Here is a 16,826-nt window from a genome sequence, read left to right as displayed (position 1 = left end):
CGGGCGTTCCTCTGTTTACACTGGTCGGGTAGTTAAGAACGTCTATGATATTTAGGAGGAAGAAAGATGAATGAAATGCTAAGAGCAATTGAGCAAGAACAATTAAAAAATGAAGTTCCTAATTTTGGACCTGGGGACACAGTTAAAGTACACGTTAGAATTATAGAAGGTAAAAGAGAAAGAATACAAATATTCGAAGGTGTAGTATTAAAGAGACAAGGTGGAGGAGCAAGAGAGACTTTTACAGTTAGAAAAATGTCTTTCAATGTTGGTGTAGAAAGAACTTTCCCAGTTCACTCTCCAAAAATAGAAAAAATAGAAGTAACTAGAAAAGGTAAAGTAAGAAGAGCTAAACTAAACTACTTAAGAGGTAGAGTAGGTAAAGCTGCTAAGATAAAAGAAGCTAGAAATAGATAATTAAAAACTTTACTTATAAATGGGGGGCTGATTTATCAGTCCTCTTTCTATTTTAACTGAAATCATAACAAATAATTAAATTGTAAGCAGATATGATTATTTGTTGAAAATATACTATTTATTGATAGATTTAGGAATTTTAAAATTGAAAATAAAATCAATAAATATTGGATTATATTTTGAAATAATACTAAAAATAAGAAGATAATATTATGTAAAGTATGATGTTAAAAGGGTGACAATGTAAGGTTTTAAGTAGATATATTTTTTAGTAAAATTAGGTAACAATAACATACTATTTTAAAGGAGTGATATACATGTCAAATGAATATGAAGAGTATCTTATGGATAATAATCTACATATAAACTGGTATCCAGGCCATATGAAGAAAACCAAAGAATTAGTAAAAAATAACTTAAAACTAATTGATGTAGTGGTTGAACTTTTAGATGCTAGAATACCATTTAGTAGCAAAAATCCAGATATAGATATGCTTGTAGGAGATAAGCCTAGGGTAGTTGTATTAAATAAAAGTGATATGGCAGATAGAGATAAGTTAAATCAATGGATTGAGTACTACAAAAAGAATAACATAAAAGCTATACCAGTAGATACATTAAAAGGTGTGGGTGTAAATAAGATAGTAGAAGAATGTAAGAATGTAACTAGAGAAAAAATGAGTTCTTTAAAAGATAAAGGAAGAAAAGAAAGAGCTATAAGAATAATGATAGTTGGTGTACCAAATGTAGGAAAATCATCTCTTATAAACAAATTAACAGGTAGAAAAAGCACTCAAACAGGAGATAAACCAGGAGTAACTAAAGGTAAGCAATGGGTTAGATTAAAGGGAAATCTTGAACTTTTAGATACACCTGGAATACTTTGGCCAAAGTTTGAAGATCAAGAAGTTGCTTTAAACTTAGCATTTAGTAGAGCGATAAAAGATGAGATTTTAGACGTTGAGACCTTAGCTTTAAGACTTATAGAAAAACTTATGGTAATAGAGCCAGAAAAGTTAAAAGCTAGATATAAATTAGATTCTTTAGGAGAAACTCCAATTGAAACAATGGATATGATTGGTCATAAAAGAGGATTCATAACAGGTGGGAAAGAACTTGATTATACACGCATAGCTGTAACTGTTTTAAATGAATTTAGAGATGGAAAGATAGGCAATATAACACTAGAAGTACCAGAGAGTGTTAAAAGATAGATTTTAAAGCTGACTTAAAAAATTAATATTATAAGTAAAAAAAAACCTTTTTTTAAAAGGTTTTTTTTCTTTTCTGAAATATAGACAAAAATTGTCACATGAAAGTATAAATTAGATTAGAAAACTTTCAAAAATATTAATTTAAGACAAATATACCTAATTTTTTGAAAATTAAAATCAGTATGATAATTTGCAATTTTGGTATATTGACGTGCTTGTTTCATATAATATATAATAAGCACAAATAAATACAATATATTAAAAATTTAATTTATTTAATTTTATTAATTTAATAATAGATTCTTATTGTTTTAGTTAATTTATTTATGCAAACGTGAACAATTGAGAAATTTTGTTAATTTAATAAGGTTAAAAAGGGGGATTTTATAATGGGTAAGACCAAAGATGTAATAGTATTTGGATTTGCATTATTCGCAATGTTCTTTGGAGCAGGTAACTTAATATTTCCACCATACTTGGGAATAATTACAGGTCCAGAATGGTTAATTGCCTTCTTAGGATTTACATTTGCCGATGCTGGTTTGGCACTTCTAGCAGTAATGGCTACAGCTAAATTCGATGGAAACGTAGTAGAAATGTTTAAAAGATGTGGTATGAAATTGGGAATTCTTATAGGTTGTGTAGATATTTTATGTATAGGGCCATTCTTAGCTATACCAAGAACAGGTGCAACAACTTATGAGATGGGTATAATGCCTTTGTTTGGAAGTTCAATTCCAGTGTTATTATTCTGTATAGTTTATTTTGCGATATCATATGTATTAACAATAAGACCATCTAAGGTCGTAGATATAGTTGGACAATTTTTAACTCCAGCTCTTCTAATAGCTTTAGCATTTATAATTATAAAAGGTGTTATATCTCCTCTTGGAGAGGTAATAGATAAACCTATGATACCTAATGTATTTGCAGAAGGTATTGGTCAAGGTTACCAGACAATGGATGCATTTGCAGCAATAGCGCTTGCATCAGTACTGATAGTATCTCTAAATGAAAAAGGATATACTAGTATTAGTGAAAAGTTAAAGATGATTGGTAAAGCAGGTGTTCTTGCTTGTGGAGGATTGGCACTAGTTTATGGTGGATTATGTTTCCTTGGTGCAACTGTATCTACAATGTATGGAACAGATGCAGTACAATCACAAGTAATAGTAAATATAACACAAGGATTGCTTGGAAATGTTGGGAAAGCGATTTTAGCGGTAGTAGTATCTCTAGCATGTTTAACTACATCTATAGGTCTTACATCTGCAACAGGGCAATATTTTTCTAGACTTACAAAAGGTAAGTTAAGTTACGAAAAAATAGTATTAGCCGTATCTGTATTCAGTGCAGTAGTAGCATCTTTTGGTGTTGGAACTATAATAAAGATAGCATCTCCTATACTAAGTATAGTTTATCCACCATCAATTGTTTTAATAATATTGGCTTTCTTTAATGAAAAAATTAAGAATGATAATGTATACAAAGGAGCAGTATATATGTCATTGCTTGTAAGTATATTAACAGTTATATCTAGTTATGGAGTAAGCGTTCCAGTAGTAAATTCTTTACCTCTTCATTCATTAGGATTTAACTGGGTAGTTCCAGTTATAATAGCTGGAATAGTTGGTAATTTTATACCATCAAAAAGTCAATCCAATACACTTGGTACAAATTAAAACTTATTTAATTGAAATATAAGCATTTGAAAATAAAAGAGTTATCTATAATAAATGAAACTATTTATATAGATAACTCTTTTTATTTTTGAGTACATACTAATTATTTGCATTTGATATAGTAAAATTAGCTAGAAGTATTAAAAAAAAATAATGTTTATTTTTTAACAATAATGAGTATTTATAAAAGATATTCAAAGTAATATTACAAGTTCAGATATGTGTATTAGTTGACTTTTACAAAAATATTATATAAATAAAATTGTGACAATAATAAAATAATAAAATAAAATTTAAGGCATTTGAACATATAAATAACCTATGTAAATTACTAAATTGTTTTTTAATTGGTTTATATTAAGATTATTTAGCAAATTCTAAAAAATAAGTAAACTAAGGTGAATACTAGCAACTGCAAAGTTTTAACAAGTTGGAACTTACAATATAGTTTCTATGAAGAAAAATAAATCAACAAATCATAATAAAAAATTTTCAGAAAAAATGATTTGGAAGCACTCTAGTAAGTAAAAAGTCTATAAGAGTAGAATTGGAATTCAGTAAAATTAATAGTGAATTTAGCAAAATAAATACAAAATACTACAAGAATTAACGTAAATAGAAGTTATGACAAAAGGAAAACGATTTTTTAAGTATCATAATTTTGAAAATTAAAAAAATTAAAAATCATATTGACTGCTTTTTTTTCAGATTATATAATAAACACAAAATATTTAAAATTTAAATTGAACTTAAAAAATTATACAAAACAAAAAGGAGAGTGATGTATACATTAATATTGTCTATAAAGCAATATAAATTGGAAATAATGCAAATAATTGAAAAAGTCGCACAATTAAGATGATTTAAAAGTTTTAATTTTGTCAAGAAAAATTAAATAAAAATAAAAAAAGCATATATGTTTAAAGTATACATGTTAATTTTATTTAATTAAGAAAGTTGTACTAAATATTGCGAAGATTTTATAAATTATGAAACATAATTGACAAGTTTAAGTCAAAAATGTATAATTAAATAAAATCTCGTCAAAAGGTTTTCATTTAAGAAGAGATTGGACTTATTTTTTGGTAAAATGTAATAAAACGTAGTAAAATTCAAATGGGGGTGCTTTAAATGGGTGAGAAACAAATCAAGTTTAAAGATGTAATTGTAATTGGATTTGCACTATTTGCAATGTTTTTTGGTGCTGGGAACTTAATATTCCCTCCATATCTAGGAGTTTTATCCGGAAGTAGTTGGCTAGTAGCTTTCATAGGATTCCTTTTCGCAGATGGTGGTTTGGCATTATTAGCAGTTATAGCAGCAACTAAGTTCAATGGAGACACATCAAAAATGTTTTCAAGAGCTGGTAAAGGATTAAGTGTTGTATTAGGATGTGCAATGGTAATCTGTATAGGGCCACTTTTGGCAATACCTAGAACAGCAGCAACAACTTATGAAATGGGTATATTACCTACAATAGGTTCAGGAATAAGCCCAGTAATATTCTCTATAGTATTCTTTGCTATAGTATTGGTTTTAACAATAAGACCATCAAAAGTTGTAGATATAGTTGGATCAATTTTAACTCCAGCTTTACTTATAGCTTTAGCAGTATTAATAGTTAAAGGTATTGTATCTCCACTAGGAGACATAAGAGATACTTCTTTAATACAAAATGTATTTGCAGAAGGTATAACTCAAGGATATCAAACAATGGATGCATTGGCAGCGAGTGTATTTGCATCAATTATAATCATGTCAGTAATAGCTAAAGGTTATACAGGTGAAAAAGAAAAGATGAAAGCTACAGTAAGTGCAGGTGTTATAGCAGTAATAGGTATGGCACTAGTTTATGGTGGATTATGTTACCTTGGAGCAACTGTATCTAAGATATATGGACAAGATGTTCAACAAACAGCTTTAATAGTTTCAATAACAGCATCATTACTTGGAAATACAGGTAAAATTCTATTGGCTATTATAGTTGCATTAGCATGTTTAACAACAGCTATAGGTCTTTCTTCAGCAGCAGGTCAATATTTCTCAACACTTACAGATGGAAAATTAAAATATGAGCATATAGTTATAGTAGTTTGTGTATTTAGTGCAATCATATCAAACTTTGGAGTAAGTACAATAATAAAATTCTCTTCTCCTATATTAAGTATGGTATATCCAGCAACTATAACTCTAGTTATACTAGCATTATTTAGTAATAAAATTAAAAATGATAACGTATTTAAATGCGCTGCATATATGGCATTGTTAGTAAGTGTATTAACAGTTGCAACAAGCTTTGGTATAAATATACCTCTAGTTAATAGCTTACCACTAGCTTCATTAGGATTTAACTGGGTAGTTCCAGTTGTAATAGCTGGAATAATAGGAAACTTTATTCCATCTCAAAGCAGCAAAGCTGTACAATAATAAAGAATAATTCATACATATGGGAATTGCCTTAAAGTGATTAAAATCATTTAGGAGGCAATTCCTTTTTGATATGTAAAACTTTATATGTATTTATATGTAAATGAATATTAAATAAAGTAGATTAAAGATAGATTATTATTAGGTTGAATTTTGTTATATATATTTACAAATAATATTTATGGGATGTAGCATATTTATATGTAAAATATAAAGAAATTATTAATAATTTTAATGGAAAATAATGGAATAATAAGGATGAAATTTATAAAAAAATAAAGTATATAAGAGTATAATTACACTTTTATATACTTTTTTATGTTATTTTTAAGTTTTTAATAGAAGATATTTAGAATATAAAAAGTTCATTTACTTAATTGAGAAAACTATAAAGCGTGTTATATTGAATATAAAATAGTATAATATATATTGTGTAAGATAATTAATATGAAAACATGCAAATATAGAAAAAAGTTTGTTTAGAATTACAACTAATAGGTGTATTAATGTAATACTAATTTATTGGAGGTCTAAAAATGAAGTACATAATAAAAAGAGATGGGACAAAAGAACTTTTTAGTAAAAGTAAGATTGAAGATGCTGTCTATAAAGCTAGTATAAATAGTGAAGGTGGAGTAGATAGAGATTTAGCATATGATATATCAAGAAAAATTGCTAATGATTATAATTCTATGGAAAAATGTTTATCTGTAGAAGAAATCCAAGATATAGTTGAAGTATTACTTATGGAATCAAATAGAAAAGATATAGCAAAACACTACATATTATATAGAGAAAGACGTTCAGAAATAAGACATAAGGCTTGGGAGTTTGATGAATTACAAAAATCAATATGGAAAAATAAGTATAGACACGATGGAGAAAGTTTTGATGAATGGATAAAGAGAATTTCAAATAATAGTCCAAGAATATCAAAGTTAATAAGACAAAAGAGATTTTTATTTGCAGGTAGAATTTTAGCAAATAGAGGTTTACATAAAGAAGGTAAAAAAGTAACTTATTCTAATTGTTATGTAATAGAGCCACCAAAAGACAGTATAGAAGATATTTTTGACACTGCAAAAAAACTTGCTAGAACTTTTAGTTATGGTGGAGGGGTTGGAATTGATATTTCAAAATTAAGACCCAAAGGTGCAAAAGTAAATAATGCTGCAAAATATACAACTGGAGCAGTGTCTTTTATGGAACTTTATAGCATGACGACAGGTTTGATTGGTCAAAGAGGTAGAAGAGGAGCTCTTATGATTTCTATGGATGTAAATCATCCAGAAATAGAGGAATTTATAGATATAAAAACTGATTTGGAGAAGGTTACTAAAGCAAATATTTCTGTAAGAGTAACAGATGAGTTTATGCAAGCTGTAAAGGAAAAAAAGCTGTATAATTGTACTTTTGAAGTTGAAACTACTGGAGAAAAAATAGTCAAAATAGTAAATGCATATGATTTGTTTAATAAGTTTGTTAAAAATAACTGGGATTATGCAGAACCAGGAATATTATTTTGGGACAAAATAAAAACATATAACCTTATGAGTGAAGATAAGTCTTTTTGTTTTTCAGGTGTAAATCCTTGTGCAGAAGAGCCACTTCCAAGTGGAGGAAGCTGTTTGCTTGGCTCAATAAACTTATCAGAGTTTGTAATACAACCATTTGGGGAACATGCTACCTTTGATATTAATAAGTTAAAATCTTGTGTTAGAGAAGCTGTGGTAGCTTTAAATGATGTATTAGATGAGGGATTAAATTTACATCCATTACAAGAACAAAGGGATAGTGTCTATAAATATAGACAAATAGGATTAGGTGTAATGGGTATTGCTGACATGCTTATAAAGATGGGGATAAGATATGGTTCTGATAAATCTTTAGAATTGTGTGATTTAATTGGTAAAACTATGCTTAACGAAGCTGTAAAACAATCAGCTTTGATTGCTAAAGAATATGGCACATTTAGTGAGTATAAATATGAAAATATTTCTAAATCTAGATTCTTTATAGAAAACCTAAATGATGATATTAAAGAGATGGTTGAAAAGTATGGGCTTAGAAACTCACAACTTTTAACTATACCTCCTACAGGTTCTATATCTACAATGATAGGTATTAGTGGAGGAATAGAACCTATATTTAATCTTTCATATATAAGAAAAACTGAAAGTTTGCATGATGAAGATGTGTATTATAAAGTATATACTCCAATAGTTAAAGAATATATGGATAAAAAAGGCATTACAGATGAAGAATGTTTACCAGATTTTTTTGTTACTGCTATGAATATAGGATATGAAGAAAGAATAAATATGCAAAAAGTATGGCAAAAGTATATTGATGCTTCTATATCATCTACAATAAATATACCTTTTGAAACTACAATTGAAGATGTTTTCAACATATATGTTAAGGCATGGGAAGCTGGTCTTAAGGGAGTAACAATATTTAGAGATGGATGCAAAAGGAGTGGAATCTTAATAAATGAAAAAAAAGAAGATAATAAAAAAGAAAATAACAAAAAAGAAGATAATAAAAAAGAATCTCATAAAAATAATAAAGAAGAAAAAGATAATAAAGAAGAAAAAGCCAAAGAATTAAAAAGTAAAAATTTTGAAGAAGATGAAAAGTTTGTATGCCCTGAGTGTGGTAGTGAAGGAATAGCACATACAGGTGGATGTAGTATATGTTTAAAATGTGGATATAGTGGATGCAATTAAATTCTAAGTTAGTGAGTTTTTAATATATTTAAGAGAAGAATATTTTTACAGGTGAAAGATGAGGGGATAGCATGCAGAACAAGAGTGTGAGGGAGATTAAAGAAATAATTGAGGCTTTAGAAGTTGAAAAGTATATGGAATATATAGAAATATTAAGAGTGGACGAAAGAAAATCTGTTCAAAGTTTGGCTATAAAACTTGCTAAGAAACTAGATAATATTAGAAAAGAAGCAGAAAGATTAGAAACTATAAATACGTTTGAAAATGAAGGATATAGTAAAGGATATTTATATATTGGAGGAATTGATGAAGCTGGAAGAGGACCACTTGCAGGTCCTGTTGTAGCTTCTGTTGTAGTGTTTAAGAAAAATACAAAAATAGAAGGCGTAAATGATTCTAAGAAACTAAGTGAAGCAAAAAGAGATGAGCTTTTTGAAGTAATAAAAAAAGAAGCATTAGATTATGGAATAGGGATAGTAAATAACGAAGAAATAGATGAATTTAACATATTAAATGCCACGTATATGGCAATGAAAAAAGCAATAAATTGTTTAAAACAAACACCAGATTACTTACTTGTTGATGCAGCGACAATACCAGGAATTGATATAGTTCAAAATCCAATTATAAAAGGAGATTCAAAATCTATATCAATAGCAGCAGCAAGTATATTAGCGAAAGTTACTAGGGATAGTATAATGTATCAATATGATAGAGTATATCCAGAATATGGATTTAAATCTCATAAGGGATATGGAACAAAAGAACACTATGAAGCTATTGAAAAACATGGGATAACTCCTATACATAGAAAAAGCTTCTTGAAAAATATACTATAAACATAATATGATATAATATATATTATATAAATTACTATAATTAATGGGGGATTAGAGATGGATTATAATGAACTATTAAAAAATGCTAGAGAAAATTTAAATGGAAGTTGTAAAGTTTGTAAAGTTTGTAATGGAGTTGTCTGTGCAGGTGAAGTACCTGGTATGGGAGGTAAAGGAAGTGGTTCTTCTTTTATAGAAAATAGCAAGAGTTTAGAAAAAGTAAAAGTAAATATGAGAGTAATACATGATGTTTCAAATCCTGATACATCTATAGAAATGTTCGGAAAAAAAATGAGTGCTCCTATATTTGCAGCTCCAGTAACAGGAACTACTTTAAATATGGGTGGAAAAATAAATGAAAGAGATTACATAGAACCAGTGGTTGCAGGATGTGTTAATAGTGGTATCTATGCAATGGTTGGAGATACAGCAGTAGATGCATTTTTAATGGAAAATTTAGATGTAGTTAAAAAGTATAATGGTGCTGGAATTGTATTTATTAAACCTTGGGACAATGAAAATATTATAAAAAAAATAAGATTGGCTGAAGAAGCTGGAGCATTTGCAGTTGGAGTTGATATAGATGCTTGTGGTTTAGTAACTTTATCACTACATGGAAAACCGGTACTTCCTAAAAATGTTGACCAAATAAAAGAATTAGTTAAATCTACTAAATTACCATTTATATTAAAGGGAATAATGACTGTAGAAGATGCGTTAATGGCAGTTGAAGCAGGTGTAGATGCAATTGTTGTATCAAATCATGGAGGAAGAGTACTTGACTGTACACCAGGAGCATGTGAAGTTTTACCAAAGATTGCTGAGGCTGTTAAAGGTAAAGTTACAATACTTGCAGATGGTGGAGTTAGAACAGGGTTGGACGTATTAAAAATGATAGGTCTAGGGGCTGATGCAGTATTAATAGGAAGACCTTTTGTAACAGCTTCATTTGGTGGAGCAACTGATGGTGTAGAAACTTATGTAAATAAACTTCAATCAGAATTAAGTGGTTCTATGATATTAACTGGATGTCAAACTATAAAAGATATTGATGGAAAAGTTATATACAAATAAATTTTTATACAAAAAAGAGGAAAAATCATTTTAATGTAGAATAATTATACAAAGGGGGAATTTATATGAGTAAAAAAGCTTATGAAGAAGCCTTAGTAGAATTGGAAAAATTTATTGATGAGAGAAAGCAAATAGTTAAAAGTGCGGAGGAATGTATCGATAAGTACATAGTTGACAGAACGCTACCTTTTGATTACAAAGATAAATGTGTGGAATGGCAACAAGAGTTACTTGACATTGCAGAAGCACAGATTTTAGAAGCAAATGAATTGAATGTATTATTGGAAGAAAAAAAGGAACTTGAGGAAGATTAGATTTTGTTGACCAAGTGTAAATCATATTACTGACTTACACTTGGTTTTTTGTTGTATAAAATATATTCTAATTAAGATGGCTTTATAAACACTAGATTAGGAACACTAGATTATGAAATCTAAAGTAAAATATGGTAGTAAATATGATTAATCTAAAAAATAAAACCAGTCTTAAAGACTGGTTTAATTATTATTTTTCGGATTTAGAATATGTTTTTTCATTTCTTCTAATACGATTGTATAGGATTTACATTGAGCAGCAGCTAATTCCGACAAAGCAAATCTCTGAGCTTTATTTAAAAAGTCCTTATCTGTACTACATAATTGTTTTGAACAATCTTGTATCATAAGCATCTTAATTAATTTTACAATCTCAAAGATATCTCCTGAATGAAATTTATCATGGTATAATTTAAGCCGCTTCTTTCTATCAAAAATCCATATAGCATCTGTTTTGTTAATAGATTGGATAAAATTATCAATTTCATTTTCGTTCATAATTGGACGGACACCAATCTTGTCAGCATTCAGAACAGGAATAGAAATTTTAAGAGTACTATTGAAAATGACAGTTAATTCGTAGTATTTCTGCATATGTTTATTTATTTCCTTGGTTACAATATCACTTACATAACAGGCTCCCTCTTTTGGATACATCACACTTTCACCGATATTATACATATGTTAGTTATACCTCCAAACTGAATTTTAGATATTGCAATTTGGGTACAATGCTTTAATTATCTAATAATTAATATTATATCATAAAACTATTGACAAGTCAAAAATATTAATATATAATACTAAGTTTAGCATCAAAAGTGGTTAAAAGCAACTATAAAACTAACTATAAAAATATAATATAAAATAATTTAACATCTTGAAATATTATGTTAGTATTGTATAAAATTATATACTAACTATATTTAGTAATCATTAGTTTTTTGCAAAATCTCTTAATTTAAAACTTCCAGCTGTTACAAATACTATTCCAATAAGTATTAGAACGATTACATTTATTAAAATGCTATCATTGCTTTTAATAGCGTTTATAGTCCAGTAAAAAGGTGTAAGCTTTGATAGATTAGCCATAAATGATAATTCATTCATTGATGGTATCAGACTAGATATAGATATAGCTAAACCTATTAAAGAATAAAATGTAGTTACAAGGCTTATAGAGTTTTCATTTTTGAATACTCTAGCTATACAAAATACAAATCCAGTGGAAACAAAACTATTTGCTAGTACAATCATTAATACATTTAGAGTTAATTTAAAATCTCCAACAAATGTAAGGCATCCAAGTATTAAAGTGTATACAATTGCTTGAATAAAAAATAAGCCTAAGAGTATGCTAAAAATTATTTTTATATCTTTATGTTTTGTAGAAATAAGCCTTCTTAAAACATTTGATTTTTTTAATGAAAATAAGTCAGAAGCAAGATGCGCTGCGTTAATATACATAAAATAACATATTAAGAAAACTGGTAAAAATAAATTTGTGTTTTTATCAGGTTTGTTGTCAACTATAGTTGTTTTAGTTAATTTTTCATCCAGATTTCTATCTATTTTTGATTTTAAAGAATTATTGATAAAAGATTCTATTTCTGATTCTGCCCAAAGACTACCACCACCATTTTCAGTTTTAAAACATTTAACAGCAGGTCTTTTTAAGTTATCTATATCAGTTGAAAAATTTTTGTCTAAAACAAATACTGCAGAAACTTTATTATTTTTTAGTAAGTTCATAGCTTTATCTTCTTCATTTAATCTAAATGTGTTTTCCTTTAACTTTGAATTATTTATCAATTTATGTTCATATTTTCCTGAAGAGTTAGATACAAATGCTACTGGAGAAAAGTACATAGATTGATTGTCTGATTTACTAGAAAAAAGGTTAAGAGAAACAACTAATATAATAGGAATCATAACCATACTAGCTAAAAGAGAAGGATTTTTTATATATCTTTTTATATTTGCAAGAATTAATCTAATCATTATTAAATCTCCCTCCATTTATATTTTTCTTTTACAATAGAGAATATAATCAATATTGTAGAGGCAACTAAGCATGTTACAATTAAATTACTTATTGAACTTAAAGTATTGAAGCTTTCATAGTCACTATATAGAGCTCCTATCAAATAAGTTGGAGATAAACTAGTAAACTTAGTAAAAGTTTCACTTATCATGTTAAAAATACCTCCAAAAATTGTCTGTAAGAAAAGTAACATATAAACTATGAATGTACCATATTTTTTACTAAAAAAACTAGTTACAAAAGTAGATATCGAAGTCATAAAATATGATGATAAAGCACATAGTAAGGTCAATATGGCAAGATTACCTTTAAATGTTATTCCTAGTATTCTAAAAAATAAAACATATAATAATAGAAATATAAATGAGTAAATCCATAAACCTACAAAGTCGTAAATTAAATACTGCACTCTAGTTATAGGCATAGAATAAAGTCTTTTTGAAAGCCCTTTTGATTCACTTATATAATTTGACAAAATATTATTCATTATGAAAATTATTACAAGGAATCCCAATGAAACTAAAGCAAAGTATTCATATGAGTTTTGTTCGATATCGCTTTTTATTATAGAAGTAGCAATAGAACTTTTATTAAACAACTTAGAAAAATCTTCTGAACTTAGTTTTTGAGAATTATTTAAATATAATTTTTCATGATAAGTATCTAATATGTTTTGAAGTAGTATTGCTAAGTCATCATTAGTTCCAAGTTTTTCTATATTTAAAGTATTTGATTTTTCATTTAGAATATTGTTTTCGTATCCCTTAGGTATTGTAAGTTTTAAATCTGCATCAGAATCATCTTTGTTTATTTTTAGTACAGAAGATAAATCACCTTTTAAAAAGTTTGTCAAATTACTTGATAACTTGGAACTATCTTTGTCATATACAACGATTGATATAGGTTCTGTTTTTATAGGATTTTGAAACATATCTCCTGTTACCATTCCAAGGAACCAAGCTAAAAGTAAAGGAAGAGCCAAGAAATATAGCAAACTAATCATGAAGGAACTTTTCAGACCTTTTAACATAGTTTTTACACTTATATATAATTTCATAAAATCACCCCCATTAGTCTCTTAAATTTTTACCTGTTAGATTTAAGAATACATCTTCTAAACTAGGTTCTTCATAAGATATACGTACTACTTTTGAATTGTTTTTATCAACAGCAGAAAGTGCATCTGTTAGCAGAAAGTTTTTATCTACATCTAATGCTATTACTGAAGTATTTTCTAAAACAGATATAACTCCTTTAGTATTTTTTAAATCAAATATAAGTTGAGCATTTATATTTTTTATTTCCATAATTAATTTTGTACTTGTAGATACTATTGATTTTAGATAATTATTATCCCCAAAAGCAACTTCTTTACCTTCATCCATAATAAAGATTTTAGAACAAAGATGTTCAACTTCTTCCATATAATGAGATGTATATATAATAGTAGTTTTTTGTTTTTCAGATATATCTTTTATAAAATTAAAAATGTGATTTCTTGATTGAGGGTCAACACCTACAGTTGGTTCATCTAATATTAATATTTTAGGGTGGTTTAAAAGTGCTATCCCAATATTTAATCTTCTTTGCATACCACCAGATAATTTTTTTACTTTTTTCTTTTTAACTTCAGCTAGACCTGTAACTTCCAAGGCCTCATTGATTCTATCTTGAAGTAACTTGCCCTTCAATCCATAGAAAGCTCCAAAGTATTCTAAGTTATCAAAAGGAGTTAGTGTTTCCATAATTGCTAATTCCTGTGGAACTAATCCTATTATAGATTTTGCACTCATAGGATCTGCTGACAAATCTATACCATTTATTTGAATATTACCACTATTTGGTAAAGTAAGATTGGTAATTATACTTATAAGTGTAGATTTACCAGCACCATTTGGACCAATAAGTCCAAATATTTCCCCTTCTTTAACAGAAAAGCTAATGTTATCAAGTGCTAACTTATCATTAAATCTTTTTGTTATATTATTTACTTTAACTATATCCATAAAAATCCCTCCCAAAATATTTTTGTGTAATTTAAAAATCTATAATATTATAATAAAGAATTAATAGGTGTATTTCTATTACTATAAGTCACTAAAAAAAGTGACTTAAGTCACTTTATAGTTTTATATTTATTATAAGTTAAGTTTTTTAAAATTTTGTTTATAGTTTAGCTTTTTTATTGACATATTATATTACAATTTTATTTTTGAAAGCAAATATAGCCAATTGAGTCCTATCTCTAAGTTCCAATTTACCTAAAATATTAGTTATATTATTTTTTATGGTACCCTCAGATAAAAATAATTCTTGACTTATTTCTTTATTACTAAGCCCATCTGCAATTAACTTAATTATGGATATTTCTTTTTCAGTTAAATTATATATATTAGAAATATGTTCGTGTTCGACAGTTTTTTCAACTGACATAATTTTTTCAATTACATTTTTGTCAAGTACAACATTGCCAAAAAATGAAGAGCGTATTCCCTCATGTAACACTTCATCAGAGCTGTCTTTTAAAAGGTAACCTGAAGCTCCAAATTTCATTGCATCCTTTATATATTCATCATCATTAAATGTAGTTAAAATTAATAGTGCTATTGACTCATCATATTCTTTTATAAGTCTTGTACCTAAAACACCATCACAAATATTCATTCTAATATCCATAAGAACAACATCTACCTCATTTGACTTACAAAATTCTAAAGCCTCATATCCATTAGAGGCATCTCCAATTATCTCCAAATCATCATAAGATGACAATATAATCTTAAGACCTTTCCTAATTAGTTTTTCATCATCAACTATAAGAACTTTGATTTTACTCAAAAAAATCACCCCCTAAAAATTTGGGAAAAGAAGCTCTAATTGTAAATCCATCATTGTGATTATCAAATTCAACTTTTCCATTTAGTTCATATATTCTTTCGCTAATACTGTTAATTCCATTTCCTTTTTTTATATTTTCACATCCTATACCATTATCACTAATCGTAACTATAAGATTTGAAGGATTAAATGTTATAAAAATTTTGATTTTACTTGCTTTTCCATGTCTTGATGCATTGGAAAGCGATTCTTGAATAAGTCTATATAAAGCTATAGACTGAGCTCTAGATAGGTTCCAAGTGTTTTTTGATATAGTTAGTCTTACATTAATATTTGTAAGCTTAATAAAGCTTTTAATTAGTTCTTTAATTTTAAATAAATTTTGATAATTTTCATATTCAATAGGTTTTAACTCAGATATAGCCCTTCTAACATCTTGAAAACTTTCATTTACGAATTCTCTGAGTTCATGTACTAAATCAGATACTTCTGGCTTATCAGTTAAGAGCTTTTCTATAGCACTTAGCTGTATTATTGTTGTAGAAAGAGAATGTCCAACACTATCATGTATTTCTCTAGATATTCGGTTTCTCTCTTTTAAAATGGCTAGTTCTTCTATAGAACTTGCATAAATTTCTAAATCAGAATTAGATTTTTTTAATTTATCTTTAGAAATTCTAAGTTTATCATAAAGGTTTTGATTGTATAATTTAGATATATTTTCACTTTCTATATATATAGAAAGTATAGATATAATCAATAATATTGAACTTGATTCCAACGCTAGATACAAGTTTTTGTCTAAACTAATAATAAAAGAAGATACTATAATGAAAAATAATAATATGTATTTGTATTTTTCATTTATAAAAAATGATATGTCCAAAATTAAAGGAACAAAGTAAACTGAATTAAAAGTCTTTGTACAATTATATAATATGAAAATTAAAGCAAATTCTAAAAAATAAGAAATAAGTACAAGTCTACTATTATTTGATAAAGAAAAAAATCTGACTTGATTATTTATTATAATTAGAAATAATATTATTATGGTTATAACTGGATACAATATATTTTCAGTAGTGTTTAAAGAACTTACAAGTACTATAAATAGGGACAAATATCGTATAAAAGTAACTAATTTTTTTCTATTCATTAAAAGGACTCCTCCATAAAAATAAACTTTCCTTATGAAAACTAGGATAATATCATAAAAGAATAAAGTCAATAGAAGTATCTATTAATATT

14 protein-coding genes are annotated in these 16,826 nt (G+C 27.2%); 8 read left to right on the top strand and 6 right to left on the bottom strand.

Annotated elements, in window-relative coordinates; genetic code table 11:
- Positions 1-66 precede the first annotated feature (66 nt).
- From rplS to IC214_RS15010, 8 genes are all read left to right on the top strand, one after another.
- Complete coding sequence (rplS, locus tag IC214_RS15045; protein ID WP_227434167.1) at positions 67-417, top strand: 50S ribosomal protein L19; 351 nt, start codon at positions 67-69, stop codon at positions 415-417.
- 317 nt (positions 418-734) lie between these two features.
- Complete coding sequence (ylqF, locus tag IC214_RS15040) at positions 735-1,631, top strand: ribosome biogenesis GTPase YlqF (protein ID WP_227836155.1); 897 nt, start codon at positions 735-737, stop codon at positions 1,629-1,631.
- 389 nt (positions 1,632-2,020) lie between these two features.
- Positions 2,021-3,313: a branched-chain amino acid transport system II carrier protein gene (gene brnQ / locus IC214_RS15035; RefSeq protein ID WP_227866782.1), complete on the top strand. Its 1,293-nt coding sequence runs from the start codon at positions 2,021-2,023 to the stop codon at positions 3,311-3,313.
- A 1,131-nt stretch (positions 3,314-4,444) separates the two neighbouring features.
- Positions 4,445-5,740 carry a branched-chain amino acid transport system II carrier protein gene (gene brnQ, locus IC214_RS15030; protein WP_227836154.1) on the top strand — a complete coding sequence of 432 codons (1,296 nt, stop codon included), beginning with the start codon at positions 4,445-4,447 and terminating at the stop codon, positions 5,738-5,740.
- A 536-nt stretch (positions 5,741-6,276) separates the two neighbouring features.
- Complete coding sequence (locus tag IC214_RS15025) at positions 6,277-8,469, top strand: adenosylcobalamin-dependent ribonucleoside-diphosphate reductase (protein ID WP_227434171.1); 2,193 nt, start codon at positions 6,277-6,279, stop codon at positions 8,467-8,469.
- A gap of 71 nt (positions 8,470-8,540) precedes the next feature.
- On the top strand, positions 8,541-9,308 hold the full coding sequence (locus IC214_RS15020; RefSeq protein WP_227434172.1) for a ribonuclease HII: 768 nt from the start codon (positions 8,541-8,543) through the stop codon (positions 9,306-9,308).
- Between the two features lie 57 nt (positions 9,309-9,365).
- Positions 9,366-10,382: an alpha-hydroxy-acid oxidizing protein gene (locus tag IC214_RS15015; protein ID WP_227823647.1), complete on the top strand. Its 1,017-nt coding sequence runs from the start codon at positions 9,366-9,368 to the stop codon at positions 10,380-10,382.
- A gap of 65 nt (positions 10,383-10,447) precedes the next feature.
- The gene (locus tag IC214_RS15010; protein ID WP_227434174.1) at positions 10,448-10,696 is read left to right on the top strand and encodes a hypothetical protein; all 249 of its coding nucleotides are present in this window, start codon (positions 10,448-10,450) and stop codon (positions 10,694-10,696) included.
- Positions 10,697-10,879: 183 nt separating this feature from the next.
- Here the strand turns inward: IC214_RS15010 and IC214_RS15005 are convergent, their stop codons facing one another.
- The 6 genes from IC214_RS15005 to IC214_RS14980 all read right to left on the bottom strand — a co-directional run bounded on the left by IC214_RS15005 (position 10,880) and on the right by IC214_RS14980 (position 16,734).
- The gene (locus IC214_RS15005; RefSeq protein ID WP_227434175.1) at positions 10,880-11,377 is read right to left on the bottom strand and encodes a CarD family transcriptional regulator; all 498 of its coding nucleotides are present in this window, start codon (positions 11,375-11,377) and stop codon (positions 10,880-10,882) included.
- A 255-nt stretch (positions 11,378-11,632) separates the two neighbouring features.
- Positions 11,633-12,697 (bottom strand): ABC transporter permease, encoded by a 1,065-nt coding sequence (locus tag IC214_RS15000; protein WP_227866781.1) that lies wholly within the window; start codon positions 12,695-12,697, stop codon positions 11,633-11,635.
- A gap of 2 nt (positions 12,698-12,699) precedes the next feature.
- Complete coding sequence (locus IC214_RS14995) at positions 12,700-13,797, bottom strand: ABC transporter permease (protein ID WP_227834648.1); 1,098 nt, start codon at positions 13,795-13,797, stop codon at positions 12,700-12,702.
- A gap of 13 nt (positions 13,798-13,810) precedes the next feature.
- A complete protein-coding gene (locus IC214_RS14990) occupies positions 13,811-14,746 on the bottom strand; it encodes an ABC transporter ATP-binding protein (RefSeq protein ID WP_227434178.1) in 936 nt (311 codons plus the stop codon).
- A gap of 187 nt (positions 14,747-14,933) precedes the next feature.
- Positions 14,934-15,578, bottom strand: coding sequence for a response regulator transcription factor (locus tag IC214_RS14985; protein ID WP_227434179.1), 645 nt, complete (start codon positions 15,576-15,578; stop codon positions 14,934-14,936).
- The gene (locus tag IC214_RS14980; protein ID WP_227434180.1) at positions 15,571-16,734 is read right to left on the bottom strand and encodes a sensor histidine kinase; all 1,164 of its coding nucleotides are present in this window, start codon (positions 16,732-16,734) and stop codon (positions 15,571-15,573) included. Before IC214_RS14980 ends, IC214_RS14985 begins: the two co-directional genes overlap by 8 nt.
- Positions 16,735-16,826 lie beyond the last annotated feature (92 nt).

It is taken from the genome of Clostridioides sp. ES-S-0190-01, assembly GCF_020658275.1.
GTDB lineage: Bacteria > Bacillota > Clostridia > Peptostreptococcales > Peptostreptococcaceae > Clostridioides.
Note: the sequence above shows the minus strand (reverse complement) of the source record. Positions and strands in the feature narration are given on the sequence as shown.

Bases quoted from the DNA above. Each gene is read 5' to 3' on its own strand.
- IC214_RS14990 (WP_227434178.1), bottom strand. From the start codon at position 14,746: ATGGATATAGTTAAAGTAAATAATATAACAAAAAGATTTAATGATAAG.
- ylqF (WP_227836155.1), top strand. From the start codon at position 735: ATGTCAAATGAATATGAAGAGTATCTTATGGATAATAATCTACATATA.
- IC214_RS14980 (WP_227434180.1), bottom strand. From the start codon at position 16,734: ATGAATAGAAAAAAATTAGTTACTTTTATACGATATTTGTCCCTATTT.
- IC214_RS15025 (WP_227434171.1), top strand. From the start codon at position 6,277: ATGAAGTACATAATAAAAAGAGATGGGACAAAAGAACTTTTTAGTAAA.
- IC214_RS15000 (WP_227866781.1), bottom strand. From the start codon at position 12,697: ATGATTAGATTAATTCTTGCAAATATAAAAAGATATATAAAAAATCCT.
- IC214_RS14995 (WP_227834648.1), bottom strand. From the start codon at position 13,797: ATGAAATTATATATAAGTGTAAAAACTATGTTAAAAGGTCTGAAAAGT.
- brnQ (WP_227866782.1), top strand. From the start codon at position 2,021: ATGGGTAAGACCAAAGATGTAATAGTATTTGGATTTGCATTATTCGCA.
- IC214_RS15010 (WP_227434174.1), top strand. From the start codon at position 10,448: ATGAGTAAAAAAGCTTATGAAGAAGCCTTAGTAGAATTGGAAAAATTT.
- IC214_RS15020 (WP_227434172.1), top strand. From the start codon at position 8,541: ATGCAGAACAAGAGTGTGAGGGAGATTAAAGAAATAATTGAGGCTTTA.
- IC214_RS15015 (WP_227823647.1), top strand. From the start codon at position 9,366: ATGGATTATAATGAACTATTAAAAAATGCTAGAGAAAATTTAAATGGA.
- IC214_RS15005 (WP_227434175.1), bottom strand. From the start codon at position 11,377: ATGTATAATATCGGTGAAAGTGTGATGTATCCAAAAGAGGGAGCCTGT.
- brnQ (WP_227836154.1), top strand. From the start codon at position 4,445: ATGGGTGAGAAACAAATCAAGTTTAAAGATGTAATTGTAATTGGATTT.
- rplS (WP_227434167.1), top strand. From the start codon at position 67: ATGAATGAAATGCTAAGAGCAATTGAGCAAGAACAATTAAAAAATGAA.